An 11,635-nucleotide genomic window follows, 5' to 3' on the forward strand; every position below is an offset into this window, starting at 1 on the left:
GCCTTCCTGAGGGATCGACGGTACGGGCAGGCGCGTGGGCCCGCCGTCACCCGGCGGCCGCCAGGACCGCCGTACGGCCGCCGAGGGCTGCGGAGAACTGGTCGACGATCTGGGTGAGGGCCCGGTCGGGGCCCGGCGCGACCGTCAGGGTGCCGTCGCCGCCGACCGCGAGGTCCTTGTCGAGCGTGAACCAGCCCTGGACGATGTGCGCGGCGCCCATGGAGCTGAGCACCGGGCGGAGCGCGTAGTCGATCGCGAGGACGTGCGCCGTCGACCCGCCGGTCGCCAGCGGAAGCACCGTCTTGCCCGCGAGGGCGTACTGCGGGAGCAGGTCGAGCAGGGACTTCAGCAGGCCCGAGTAGGCCGCCTTGTAGATGGGCGTGCCGATGACGACGCCGTCGGCGCGGTCGAAGAGCGCGGTGGCCTCGCCGATCGCGGGATGGCTGAAGTCGGCGCCGAGCAGCGCGTCGGCGGGCAGGGTGCGGACGTCCAGCGGGACGACCTCGTGCCCCTGCGCCGTCAGGCGGGCGTCCAGGTGGCGCAGGAGTCGGGCGGTGCGGGAGGTGGCGGAGGGGCTTCCGGAGACGGACAGGACGGTGGCCATGAGGGACCCTTCGGAGAGGAGCGGGGGTGGGGACGGCGGCTACTTGTTCGTCCGGGGCAGGCCGGGCGGGTTGATCTCGGAGCGCTTCACGGCCTCGTCGGTGAGTCCCCAGCGCTTCAACACCTGGGCGTACGTGCCGTTGTCGATGATCTGGTTGAGCGCGGCCGCGAGCGGCTCGACCAGGCCGCTGTCCTTCTTCGTGGTGGCGGCGATCAGGCCCTGGAGCGAGGCGCCGGCGCCGGAGTACGTGCCCACGACCTCCGTCTTCCCGGTGGTGGCCGCGTGGTAGGCGGCGGTCGGGTTGGGGCCGAGGAAGAGGTCGATGCGGCCGGACTGGAGGGCGAGGTAGGTGTCGCTGGCGTTCTGGTAGTACGCGATGTCGACCGGCTTCCGGCCGGCCTTCTCGTTCTCCTTGCTCCACTCCACGAGGAGCTTCTCCTGGTTGGTGCCGCTGCTCACGGCGACCTTCTTGCCCGCCACGTCCTCGGGCCCGGCGATCTTCAGGCCGCTGCCCTTCTTCGACTCGAAGGCCAGGTCGTCCTTGCGGTAGGTCGCGAAGTCGTACTTGTCCTTGCGCTCCTCGGTGACGGTGATGTTGCTGAAGCCGACGTCGTACTTGGCGCTGTCGAGGCCGACGAAGATGTTCTCCCACGACACCGTGTTGACGTGCGGCTTGAGGCCGAGCACGTCGGCGACCAGGTACGCGAGGTCGGTCTCGACGCCGATGACGGTCTTGTTGTCGGTCGCGTAGAAGGTCAGTGGAGCCGCCGAGCCCGAGGAGTCGACGATCTCCAGGGTGCCTCTCTGGCGGATCTTCTCCGGGACCTTGGCTGCTATGGAGTCGACCTTGGCGGTGGTGACGCGGTTCTGGTCCGGGCCCAGGTTGATCTTCGTCGTGGTGCCCGACGCCCCCTGGACCTCGGTCGTGCCGCCGTCGGACGGGTTGCCGCAGGCGGAGACGGCGAGGGTGAGGACAAGACCGATCGCGGCGGACAGGGACGTACGGCGGGTGAGCGAGGTGGTGGACATCGTCGTGCTCCTTGAGGGGGATGAACGGGGGTGGGGTCAGAGGACCTTGGAGAGAAAGGCGCGGGTGCGCTCGTGGCGCGGGTTGTCGAGGACCGCCGAGGGCGGTCCCTGTTCGACGACGAGCCCGTCGTCCATGAAGACCACGGTGTCGGCGACCTCGCGGGCGAAGCCGATCTCGTGGGTGACGACGATCATGGTGGTGCCGCTGCGGGCCAAGTCCTTGATGACGTCGAGGACTTCGCCGACCAGTTCGGGGTCGAGCGCCGAGGTGGGCTCGTCGAAGAGCAGTACCTTCGGTTCGAGGGCGAGGGCGCGGGCGATCGCCACGCGCTGCTGCTGACCGCCGGAGAGCTGGCGCGGATAGGCGTCGGCCTTGTCGGCGAGGCCGACCCGTTCCAGCAGGCGCCGAGCGGTCTCCTCCGCCTCCTTGCGGGGGCGGCGCAGCGCGGAGACCGGTGCCTCGACGAGGTTCCCGAGCACGGTCAGGTGCGGGAAGAGGTTGAAGTTCTGGAAGACGAACCCGATGTGGGTGCGCTGTCGCAGGACGTCCTTCTCCCTCAGCTCGTACAGCTTCCCGCCGGAGCGGCGGTAGCCGATGAGCTCGCCGTCGATGGTGATCCAGCCGCGGTTGACCTTCTCCAGGTGGTTGACGGTCCGCAGAAGGGTGGACTTCCCCGAGCCGGAGGGGCCGAGGATCACCGTGACCTCGCCGGCCCGCACCTGGAGGTCGACGCCGCGCAGCACCTCCAGCGGGCCGAAACTCTTGTGGACGCCGTGGACGTCCACCATCACCTCACTCATCGGTTGCCTCCCAAGGGCTTCAGGGGTACGACGGGCCGGTCGCGCCTGGCCGCCTCCGTCCGCAGGTCACGGACGAAGCGCCGGGCCCGCTGGAGCGGGGTGGGCGGCGGGGTGCGGCTGCCGCCTCGGGCGAAGTGGCGCTCCACGTAGAACTGGGCGACGGAGAGCACGGAGGTGAGGACGACGTACCAGGCGGTGGCGACGAGCAGGAGCGGGATCACCCGCCCGTTGCGGCCGTAGATGACCTGCACCTGGTAGAACAGCTCGCCGATCGCCATCACGTAGACCACCGAGGTGCCCTTGAGCAGCCCGACGATCTCGTTGCCTGCGGTGGGCAGGATGGCGCGCATGGCCTGGGGCAGCACGATCCGCCTGATCTGCCGCAGCCGGGGGATGCCGAGCGCGGCGGCGGCCTCCAGCTGCCCGTGGTCGACGGCGATGACACCGCCGCGCACGATCTCGGCGGCGTACGCGGCCTGATGCAGCGTCAGCCCGATGATCGCGGCGCCGATGGTGCCGATCAGGCTGTTGCTGTCGACGGACCAGAAGACCGGGCCGAACGGGATGCCGACGCCCAGCCTCTCGTACAGGGCGCTGAGGTTGAACCAGAACACCAGCTGGACGATCATCGGGATGGATCGGAAGATCCAGATGTACGTCCAGGCGACGGTCTGCAGCACCGGGCTGTGCGAGAGCCGCATGAAGGCGAGCACGGTGCCGAGCAGGAAGCCGAGGACGGTGGCGTACGCGGTGAGCTGGAGGGTGACCCAGACGGCCTGGACGATGGTCTCGGACAGGATGTACTCGCTGAAGACGCCCCACTCCCAGACCGGGTTGGTGGCGAGTCCGTGGGCGAACTGGGCGACCAGAACGGCCACGGCGACGGCGGCCGCCCAGCGGGCGTAGTGGCGGACGGGAACGACCTTGAGCGAGGCCGGGTCGGGTCTTGCGCTCTTGGCGGGCGGCGGCGCGTGGGCTCCCGCGCCGGAGGTCGGGGCGGTCGCGGCGAGGGCGGGGTCGGTGGAGAGTCCCATCGTGGCGAACCTGCTCAACTCTTCTTGTGCTCGGGCGGGTTGATCCGCGAACTGCCGATCGCGGACTCGGTGGTGCCCCACTTCTTCAGGATCCGGGCGTACGTCCCGTCCTTGATCAGCTCGTTGACGGCGGCCTGGAAGGCTGGGGTGAGCGGGGAGCCCTTCTTGAAGGCGAAGCCGACGTCGAGGCGGTGGAATTCGCCGAGGAAGGTGGTCTGCGAGGCGGCCTGCGCGGCCTGGTGGCGCAGCCCGTTGATGGTCGACATCACGACGTCGATCCGGCCCTGCTGGAGCGCGGTGAGCGTGGCCCCGTTCTCCGCGTAGACCTTCACGTCGTACGGCTTCCTGCCGGCCTCCGCGCACACGCCCCTGCGCGCGGTGAGGGTCGCCTCGAAGGTGGTGCCCGCTCCGGTGCCGATCGTGAGTCCGCAGAGCTGGGTGAGGTCGGTGACCTTCGCGCCGAGGGCCGTGTTGCCCTTCTTCACGGCGAAGCCCTGGCCGTCGTTGATGTACGTGACGAAGTCGATGGTCTTCAGGCGTTCGGTGGTGACCCCGAAGTTGCCGGTACCGACGTCGTACTTGCCGCTGCCGAGGGCGGGCAGGATCGTCTCGAAGGAGGCGTCCTGCCGCTCCAGCTTCAGCCCGAGGACCTTGGCCACCGCGTCGGCGAGGTCGATGTCCTGGCCGGCGGGCGCCTTGTCGGGACCGTTCGGGTAGTACGCCCCGGGCGGGTAGCCGACGGAGCTGCCGACCCGCAGGGTGCCCGACGCCCGTACGTCGTCGGGGAGCAGGGCGGCGACGGAGTCCACCGTGCGCACGGCGGCGACCGGGTCGTCGGCCGGCGGGGCGGATGCCTGGGCGCCCGCCGGGGTGGCGGCCGTGGAGCCGGAGCCGCAGGCGGTCAGCGCCACCACCGGGAGCAGCGCGAGGGGGACGGCGAGGCGCAGCCGGGTGCCGAGCGCGCGTATCGCGGGGAGCTTCACTGGTCGGCGGCCTTTCCGGTGAGGTGTGGGGCGGGGTCGGTGGTGGTGTCGGTGGTGGGGGGCGTCGTGGGGTCGGTGGTGGGGTGCTCGCTCCGGGCGAGGTCCTTCTCGAAGGGGAGGAAGCGGAGGGTCTCCGGGTCGGCCTCGGTGTCGAAGAGCGGTGTGTAGCCGGTGACCAGGTAGAGGCCGCGCGCCTCCGGCTGGCGCGGACCGGTGGTCAGGTAGATCCGCCGGTAGCCGCGGACGGCCGCCTCACGCTCCAGTTCGGCGACGACGCGCCGGGCGAGGCCGCGCCGCCGGTGGGCGGAGTGCGTCCAGATCCGCTTGAGCTCCGCCGTGTCCGGGTCGTACCGGCGGAAGGCACCGCCCGCGACCGGTTCGCCCCGCTCCAGGAGCAGGAGCAGCACACCGCCGTACGGCTCGGTGAACTCCTCGTCCGGGTAACGGGAGAGCTCGGTGTGGGCGTCCTTGCCGTACCGCGCGCTGTACTCGTCGCCGAGCTCGCGGATCAGCGGCTCCACCCGCGGGTCGGACACCGATACCTGAAGCACCGTCAATTCGTCGGCGGGGAAGGCTTGTCGGGTGGCGGCGGACGTCATGCCCGTACCGCCGTGAGCGCCTGGTCCGCGCGGCCGGCAGGGTCCGTGTGGCGGACGGGGGCCGCCGCCCGCTCCGCGTCGCGCTTGGCGACCTCCTCGCGGACGATCGGGATGACGAACCTGCCGAAGTCGATCGCGTCGCCCAGCAGGTCGTAGCCCCGGGCGGAGAGGATGTCCACTCCCAGGTCGTAGTAGTCCAGCAGCGCCTGGGCGACGGTCTCCGGGGTGCCGACGAGGGCGTTGGAGTTGCCCGCACCGCCGGTCGCGGCGGCCGTCGGGGTCCAGAGCGCGCGGTCGTACCGCTCCCCCGCCTCTGCGATGGCGATCAGCCGCTGCGAGCCGACGTTCTGCGGGGAGTCGCCCCGGTGGTGCCGGACGAGTCCCCCTTCGCGCCGGGCGCGGATGGCGCCGACCGTGCGGTGCGCCTTCTCCCAGGCCAGCTCCTCGGTCGGGGCGATGATCGGGCGGAACGCGACCTGGATGCGCGGCACGTCCGTGCGGCCGGCGGCCTTCGCGGCGGCCTTGACCGCCTCGATCTGCGCGGCGGTCTCCTCCAGGGGCTCGCCCCACAGGCAGTAGATGTCGGCCTCGGCGCCGCCCGCTTCGTACGCGGCGGGCGAGGAGCCGCCGAACGACACACCGGGGCGCGGCTGTTGGACGGGGAAGACGTCGCTGACGAAGTCGTGGAACCGGTAGTACTCGCCCTCGTGGTCGAAGGGCTCGTGCGTGGTCCAGATCTTCTTGACGATCTGGATGTACTCGCGGGTGCGGGCGTACCGCTCGTCCTTGGTGAGGGTGTCGCCCTCCCGTCCCTGCTCGTGGTCGCTGCCGCCCGTGATGAAGTGGACGGTCAGCCGACCGCCGCTGATCTGGTCGAGGGTGGCGAAGGTCTTCGCGGCGAACGTCGGGTACGAGACGTTGGGCCGGTGCGCGAGCAGGATCTGCAGCCGGTCGAGGCGGCTCGCGATGTACGCGGCGGCCGGCGCGGGATCCGGCGATCCGGAGCCGTAGGCGAACAGGACCCGGTCCCAGCCGTGGTCCTCGTGCGCCCGGGCGAGCCGGAGCGTGTACTCCTTGTCGAAGGCGCCGCCGGAGCGCGGCGTGGTCTCGGAGCCGTCGTGGGTGGCGGCGATACCGAGGAACTCCACTGGCATGGGGGATGACCTTTCCTCAAAGTCCTCTGCGGCCCCGCCGACCGCATGCCGGTGCCGGGGCACGGGGGTACGGGGTACGGGGGCACGCCGGAGCGAGCCCTGACCGCGGCCGGGCACGAGCTTGACGTCGACGGTGCTTCAGGTGCGGGGAAGCGGGAGGGTGAACAGGTGTGATGACGCCGGGGCACGAGCCCTGGCCGAGGTGGTGCGATGGCGGCTGCGGCGGCGCGTGTCACCTCACGTGGGACCGTCCGTACGCGGACGGCCGCGCACCGAGAGGTGCGACGGGTGTGCGTACGAAGGTGCCACGAGGAGAGGGGTCGGCCCGCGACGGGTTACCGAAGGAGGGAATGGGCCGGTCGGACGGCCCGCAGCCGCGTCAGCAGGCGCAACACGCGGCGGACCACACACGACCGAAGTCGATGTGGTCTCGGGTGACCAGGCGCTGATCGGCATCCATGCGACCCATTCAGCAGCACATCTCGCCGCTCGTCAACCATGGCCCGGGTTCACGGCCGGAGTTGGGCGGAACGTTTGCGTGGTTGACACAAACGGGGCGCGGACGGCGCCTACGATCGAGCTCGGAGCGGCTCCGCCTCGCGCGGCCGCCGCCCCACGCCGCGTTGAGGGACGCGGCGCGCGTGATGACGTCCTGCCGAGGCCCACCCACCCGCGCCTGCCTCTCAGGAGACCTTCTGATGGTCCCGCCCTCCGGCACCACCGACTCCGCCACCGCACCCACGCCAGCCCTCAAGGCCACCGGCCCCGACAGCCCTGGCCCGGACCGCTCCGACAGCCCGGGAAGCCCGAACAGCCTGGACAGCCCGGGAAGCCCGAACAGCCTGGACAGCCCGGACAGCCCGGACAGCCTCGAACTCGCCGCCCACGACCGCGATCTGCCGCGCATCGTGCCGCGCCGCCGCGTCGGCCGTTGGCTGACCGCGGCCGTCGCGCTGCTGGTCTTCGCGATGGTGGTCAACTCCGTCGTCCGCAACCGCGCGTTCCAGTGGGACGTGGTCGGCCAGTACTTCACCACGGCCGCCGTACTCGACGGACTGCTGCTCACCCTCTGGCTGACCGCCGTCGTGATGGTGCTCGGCTTCCTCCTCGGCACCCCGCTGGCCGTGATGCGCCTCTCCTCCAACCCGGTGCTCAGCAGCCTGAGTTGGGGCTTCGTGTGGATCTTCCGGTCCACCCCGCTGCTGGTGCAGCTGCTGTTCTGGTTCAACATCGGCGCCCTGTACCCGACGCTCGGCCTCGGCATCCCCTTCGGGCCGCAGTTCCTCACCGTCCAGACCGTGAACCTGCTCGGCCCCACGCTCACCGCCGTCATCGGGCTGACCCTGCACGAGGCCGCGTACGCCGCCGAGGTGGTGCGCGGCGGCATCCTGTCGGTGGACGCCGGCCAGACGGAGGCCGCGCAGGCCCTCGGCATCGGCCGCCGGCGCACGCTGAGCCGGATCGTCGTTCCGCAGGCGATGCGCGCGATCGTTCCGACCGCCGGGAACATGCTGATCGGCACCCTCAAGGGCACGAGCATCGTCAGCGTGCTCGCGGTGCACGACCTGCTGTACTCGGTGCAGCTGGTCTACAACCAGACGTACCAGGTCATCCCCCTGCTGATGGTCGCCACCGTCTGGTACGTCACGGTCACGACGGTGCTCAGCACGGCCCAGTTCTACGTGGAGCGCCACTACGCGCGCGGCGCCGCCCGCGCCCTGCCGCCGACACCGCTGCAGAGGCTCCGGACCCGGCTGACCGCCCTCCGGATCCGCTGAGGCCGGGCACGCGCGACCGCCTGGGCGCGACCGCCGGGCGCGTGACCGCCGGGCGCGTGACCGCCGCGCACGCGGCGGTCCGCCGTCCCGGGCCGTACGGGATACTGCACCCATGCGGATCTCAGCCAGGGCGGACTACGCGGTACGTGCCGCACTGCAGCTCGCCGCGCCACGGGACGACGAGCCACTGAAGACGGAGGCCATCGCCGAGGCCCAGGACATCCCGCACAAGTTCCTCGAAGGCATCCTGAACGACATGCGCCGGGGCGGTCTCGTCGTGAGCCGGCGCGGCGGCAACGGGGGCTACCGCCTGGCGAGGCCCGCCGAGTCCATCAGCATCGCGGACGTCATACGCGTCGTGGAGGGGCCGCTCGTCTCGGTGCGCGGGGTCCGCCCGCCGGACCTGTCGTACACCGGCCCCGCCGAGTCGCTGCTGCCCCTGTGGGTCGCGCTGCGGTCCAATGTGCGCGAGATCCTCGAAGGCGTGTCGCTCGCCGATGTCGCGTCGGCAGACCTCCCCGCCGGGGTCTCCGCGCTTGCCACCGCCCCGGACGCCTGGGTGAACCCCTGAACCGACGCCCCTCCTACCAGGGCGTTCTCAAAAAGCGAGACAATCTCGTCCAGGATATGAAATGCCCCTTGGGGTGTCCGCGCGCTTCTGCCACGATCCCTATCAACCAGGTAGGAGAACTAGGGATCCGCGAGGGGGTGGCCATGCGCACGCTCGACAGCACAGACCGCAGGTCGCTCCTGCTGACCTCCCGTCGCCACATCGACCTCGGCCACGCGTCCAGCGCCATCTGTCGGACCGCCTGAGACCCTCCGCCCACCGCCTGCACCGCAGCTCGGCGACCTCCACCCGCGAAGGCCTTCCCGCCCGTGGGGTTCACGTCTCGTACGTCCGTACCTTCCTGCTCACCCACCCTCTGAGAGGACACCTCCGTGTCTGCCGCAAGACCGCTCACCACCCTGCGCAACGTCGCCGTCATCGCGGCGCTCCCCCTTCTGCTCGCTTCGTGCGGCTACGGCTCCGACGCCAAGACCGACGAGAAGAAGGTGGCCGCCGAGGGCAAGAAGCTCTCGGCCGACACGGTCCGGCTCGGCTACTTCCCGAACCTGACGCACGCCACCGCGCTGGTGGGCGACCAGGAAGGCATCCTGCAGAAGGAGCTGGGCGGCACGCAGTTGAAGGTCTCCACCTTCAACGCCGGGCCCTCCGAGATCGAAGCCCTGAACGCCGACTCGATCGACATCGGCTTCATCGGCCCCTCGCCCTCGATCAACGGCTACACCAAGTCCAAGGGCAAGAACCTCCGCATCATCGCCGGATCCGCCTCAGGCGGCGTGAAGCTCGTCGTCAACCCCGCCAAGATCAAGACCCTCGACGACATCAAGGGCAAGCGGATCGCCACCCCCCAGCTCGGCAACACCCAGGACGTCGCCTTCCTCAACTGGATCTCCGAAAAGGGCTGGAAGGTCGACGCCCAGAGCGGCAAGGGCGACGTCTCCGTCCTGCGCACGGACAACAAGGTCACCCCCGACGCCTACAAGTCCGGCTCCATCGACGGCGCCTGGGTCCCCGAACCCACCGCCTCCAAGCTCGTCAGCGAAGGCGCCAAGGTCCTCCTCGACGAATCCACCCTCTGGCCCGACAAGAAGTTCGTCATCACGAACATCATCGTGTCCCAGAAGTTCCTCACCGAGCACCCCGACGTCGTCGAGGCGGTGCTGCGGGGCTCGTCGAAGACGAACGAGTGGATCAACGCCAACCCCGACAAGGCCAAGGCGTCCGCCAACACCAAGCTCAAGGAGCTCAGCGGAAAGCCCCTCGGCGCCGAGGTCATCGACGCCGCCTGGCCGTCCATCCAGTTCACCGACGACCCGCTCGCCGCGACCCTCCAGGCCCAGGCCGACCACGCCGTCAAGGCCGGTCTGCTCAAGCAGCCCGACCTGAACGGCATCTACGACCTGCGCACCCTGAACAAGATCCTCAAGGGCGCCGGCAAGCCCGAGATCAGCGACGCCGGCCTCGGCGCCAAGTAGGCCACGCAGGCGTAAGCGGAAGCGATCACCCCGGCGGCACGAGTCGCCGGGGTGATCGGCGTACAGTGCCCGTGTGCCGTCGTACAGCATTGGGCAGGCCGCAGCGCTGCTCGGGGTGAGTTCGGAGACCGTCCGCCGTTGGGCCGACGCCGGTCGGCTGGTCATGGACCGCGACGGCTCCGGCAACCGGGTGATCGACGGGGCGAGTCTGGCGGCCTTCGCCAAGGACCGGGGCGCCGGGGCGCACGCCGTCGCGGAGGACCTGCCCACCTCCGTACGCAACTCCTTCGTCGGGATCGTGACCTCCGTCCGGGTCGACGACGTGGCCGCGCAGGTGGAGATCCAGGCCGGTCCGCACCGGCTCGTGTCGATGGTGACCCGGGAGTCGGTCGAGGAGCTCGGGCTCGACGTCGGCGTCACGGTCACCGCCCGCGTGAAATCGACGAACGTCCACATCGACCTCCGCTGAGCACGGAGCTGTACGAGGCTGCCCACGCGAGCGGCGCCGCCGAGGAGCTGGGGGCGGACGGCCACTGGGGCGGGTCGCCCGGTCGGTCGCGTTCAACGCCCAGTGGTTGCCGCGTTCCGCCGGTACCGGCTGCCGCAGTACGCCGATGTCCCGCGCACCGAGGTCCACTTCACGCAGACGACGGACGCGATCGGTCCGCTGGGCGCGCGAGGTGGTGAGCGGCACCCGGCCGGGCTTCGACCCGGCCCGGCGCAAGGACAGGTCCCGCTTCCTGCTGGCGGTGAGCGGGGGCGACGGCCATCACACCGTGCTGTCATGGGCGGAGATCGACGCGGACTTCGGCGACGCGCCCATGCTGCTCGCGACGCGGATGGACGGCGCGGACCTCGACGACGCGGGCGCCCAGCTGGTCGTCCCGTCCGACCGTTGCGGGGCGCGGTACATCAGCGCCGTCACCAGGATCTGGGTCGGCACGTGCCGGCCACCGGCGGACGGGGACGCCTGAGGAACCTCCTGAGGAGCCCATGCGCGGGAGTTGCCCGCCGCGGGGGCATTCACCTCGGGAGTCGTTCGTCGCAGGAGTCGTTCGTCGCTATCTCCAACGCGCCTCGCATTCGCGATGGAGAGACCCACAGACTTGTTGCAGATGCCAGCTCGATCGCTCTACGGTGTCGCACATGCAGTCCTACACCATCGGCCAGGCGGCCCGTCTGCTCGGCGTCAGCCCCGACACCGCGCGGCGCTGGGCCGACGCCGGCCGCGTCGCGACCCATCGCGACGAGAGCGGCCGTCGGCTGATCGACGGGGGCGACCTGGCCGCCTTCTCCGTGGAGCTCGCCCAGAGCGACGGCGAGGACGACGCGTCCTACACCTCGGCGCGCAACGCCTTCCCCGGCATCGTCACCGGGATCAAGCTCGGTGACATCGCGGCACAGGTCGAGATCCAGGCGGGCCCGCACCGGCTCGTCTCCCTGCTGACCCGCGAGGCCGTCGAGGAGCTGGGACTGGAAGTCGGTATGCAGGCCACCGCCCGCGTGAAGTCGACCAGCGTGCACATCGACCGCACCTGACCACTGAACCCTCACGCACTCTCCGAGCGGCGGCGTCCGTCACCGACGCGGCTCGTCATGACCACAAGGAG

The 11,635-nt window shown here is 70.7% G+C and carries 13 protein-coding genes; 6 read left to right on the forward strand and 7 right to left on the reverse strand.

The features are described from left to right. Positions 1 to 46: 46 nt before the first annotated feature. The 7 genes from ssuE to ACGFYP_RS13935 are packed head-to-tail and all read right to left on the reverse strand — an operon-like array spanning position 47 to position 6,204. Complete coding sequence (gene ssuE / locus ACGFYP_RS13905; protein ID WP_361962207.1) at positions 47 to 604, reverse strand: NADPH-dependent FMN reductase; 558 nt, start codon at positions 602 to 604, stop codon at positions 47 to 49. A gap of 39 nt (positions 605 to 643) precedes the next feature. After that, positions 644 to 1,633, reverse strand: a complete 990-nt coding sequence (locus ACGFYP_RS13910) for an ABC transporter substrate-binding protein (RefSeq protein ID WP_393491578.1) — start codon at positions 1,631 to 1,633, stop codon at positions 644 to 646. Between the two features lie 36 nt (positions 1,634 to 1,669). Continuing rightward, entirely contained in the window at positions 1,670 to 2,434 is a 765-nt protein-coding gene (locus ACGFYP_RS13915; RefSeq protein WP_393491581.1) for an amino acid ABC transporter ATP-binding protein, read from the reverse strand. Beyond that, complete coding sequence (locus tag ACGFYP_RS13920) at positions 2,431 to 3,468, reverse strand: amino acid ABC transporter permease (protein WP_393491585.1); 1,038 nt, start codon at positions 3,466 to 3,468, stop codon at positions 2,431 to 2,433. The genes ACGFYP_RS13915 and ACGFYP_RS13920 overlap by 4 nt, the downstream gene beginning before the upstream one ends. A gap of 14 nt (positions 3,469 to 3,482) precedes the next feature. Beyond that, complete coding sequence (locus tag ACGFYP_RS13925; RefSeq protein WP_393491588.1) at positions 3,483 to 4,451, reverse strand: ABC transporter substrate-binding protein; 969 nt, start codon at positions 4,449 to 4,451, stop codon at positions 3,483 to 3,485. After that, positions 4,448 to 5,050: a GNAT family N-acetyltransferase gene (locus ACGFYP_RS13930; RefSeq protein ID WP_393491591.1), complete on the reverse strand. Its 603-nt coding sequence runs from the start codon at positions 5,048 to 5,050 to the stop codon at positions 4,448 to 4,450. Before ACGFYP_RS13930 ends, ACGFYP_RS13925 begins: the two co-directional genes overlap by 4 nt. Next, positions 5,047 to 6,204, reverse strand: a complete 1,158-nt coding sequence (locus tag ACGFYP_RS13935) for an LLM class flavin-dependent oxidoreductase (RefSeq protein WP_393491594.1) — start codon at positions 6,202 to 6,204, stop codon at positions 5,047 to 5,049. Before ACGFYP_RS13935 ends, ACGFYP_RS13930 begins: the two co-directional genes overlap by 4 nt. A 698-nt stretch (positions 6,205 to 6,902) precedes the next feature. Between ACGFYP_RS13935 and ACGFYP_RS13940 the strand changes: the two genes are divergently transcribed. The 6 genes from ACGFYP_RS13940 to ACGFYP_RS13965 all read left to right on the forward strand — a co-directional run bounded on the left by ACGFYP_RS13940 (position 6,903) and on the right by ACGFYP_RS13965 (position 11,564). Beyond that, entirely contained in the window at positions 6,903 to 7,982 is a 1,080-nt protein-coding gene (locus ACGFYP_RS13940) for an amino acid ABC transporter permease (protein WP_393491598.1), read from the forward strand. A gap of 112 nt (positions 7,983 to 8,094) precedes the next feature. Beyond that, complete coding sequence (locus ACGFYP_RS13945; protein ID WP_361962193.1) at positions 8,095 to 8,553, forward strand: Rrf2 family transcriptional regulator; 459 nt, start codon at positions 8,095 to 8,097, stop codon at positions 8,551 to 8,553. A gap of 371 nt (positions 8,554 to 8,924) precedes the next feature. Further along, positions 8,925 to 10,025 carry an aliphatic sulfonate ABC transporter substrate-binding protein gene (locus ACGFYP_RS13950; RefSeq protein ID WP_393491606.1) on the forward strand — a complete coding sequence of 367 codons (1,101 nt, stop codon included), beginning with the start codon at positions 8,925 to 8,927 and terminating at the stop codon, positions 10,023 to 10,025. Positions 10,026 to 10,098: 73 nt separating this feature from the next. Beyond that, on the forward strand, positions 10,099 to 10,494 hold the full coding sequence (locus ACGFYP_RS13955) for a molybdopterin-binding protein (protein WP_393491612.1): 396 nt from the start codon (positions 10,099 to 10,101) through the stop codon (positions 10,492 to 10,494). 64 nt (positions 10,495 to 10,558) lie between these two features. Beyond that, the gene (locus ACGFYP_RS13960; RefSeq protein WP_393492316.1) at positions 10,559 to 10,999 is read left to right on the forward strand and encodes a hypothetical protein; all 441 of its coding nucleotides are present in this window, start codon (positions 10,559 to 10,561) and stop codon (positions 10,997 to 10,999) included. A 172-nt stretch (positions 11,000 to 11,171) separates the two neighbouring features. Next, positions 11,172 to 11,564, forward strand: coding sequence for a helix-turn-helix transcriptional regulator (locus ACGFYP_RS13965; RefSeq protein WP_361962183.1), 393 nt, complete (start codon positions 11,172 to 11,174; stop codon positions 11,562 to 11,564). Positions 11,565 to 11,635: the final 71 nt, after the last annotated feature.

The organism is Streptomyces sp. NPDC048370 (genome assembly GCF_043200825.1).
In the GTDB taxonomy this organism is placed as follows: Bacteria; Actinomycetota; Actinomycetes; order Streptomycetales; family Streptomycetaceae; genus Streptomyces.

What these genes read in the sequence shown, in the direction of transcription:
- ssuE (WP_361962207.1), bottom strand. Translation starts at nt 604, where the DNA reads ATGGCCACCGTCCTGTCCGTCTCCGGAAGCCCCTCCGCCACCTCCCGC.
- ACGFYP_RS13965 (WP_361962183.1), top strand. Translation starts at nt 11,172, where the DNA reads ATGCAGTCCTACACCATCGGCCAGGCGGCCCGTCTGCTCGGCGTCAGC.
- ACGFYP_RS13920 (WP_393491585.1), bottom strand. Translation starts at nt 3,468, where the DNA reads ATGGGACTCTCCACCGACCCCGCCCTCGCCGCGACCGCCCCGACCTCC.
- ACGFYP_RS13940 (WP_393491598.1), top strand. Translation starts at nt 6,903, where the DNA reads ATGGTCCCGCCCTCCGGCACCACCGACTCCGCCACCGCACCCACGCCA.
- ACGFYP_RS13935 (WP_393491594.1), bottom strand. Translation starts at nt 6,204, where the DNA reads ATGCCAGTGGAGTTCCTCGGTATCGCCGCCACCCACGACGGCTCCGAG.
- ACGFYP_RS13945 (WP_361962193.1), top strand. Translation starts at nt 8,095, where the DNA reads ATGCGGATCTCAGCCAGGGCGGACTACGCGGTACGTGCCGCACTGCAG.
- ACGFYP_RS13915 (WP_393491581.1), bottom strand. Translation starts at nt 2,434, where the DNA reads ATGAGTGAGGTGATGGTGGACGTCCACGGCGTCCACAAGAGTTTCGGC.
- ACGFYP_RS13910 (WP_393491578.1), bottom strand. Translation starts at nt 1,633, where the DNA reads ATGTCCACCACCTCGCTCACCCGCCGTACGTCCCTGTCCGCCGCGATC.
- ACGFYP_RS13930 (WP_393491591.1), bottom strand. Translation starts at nt 5,050, where the DNA reads ATGACGTCCGCCGCCACCCGACAAGCCTTCCCCGCCGACGAATTGACG.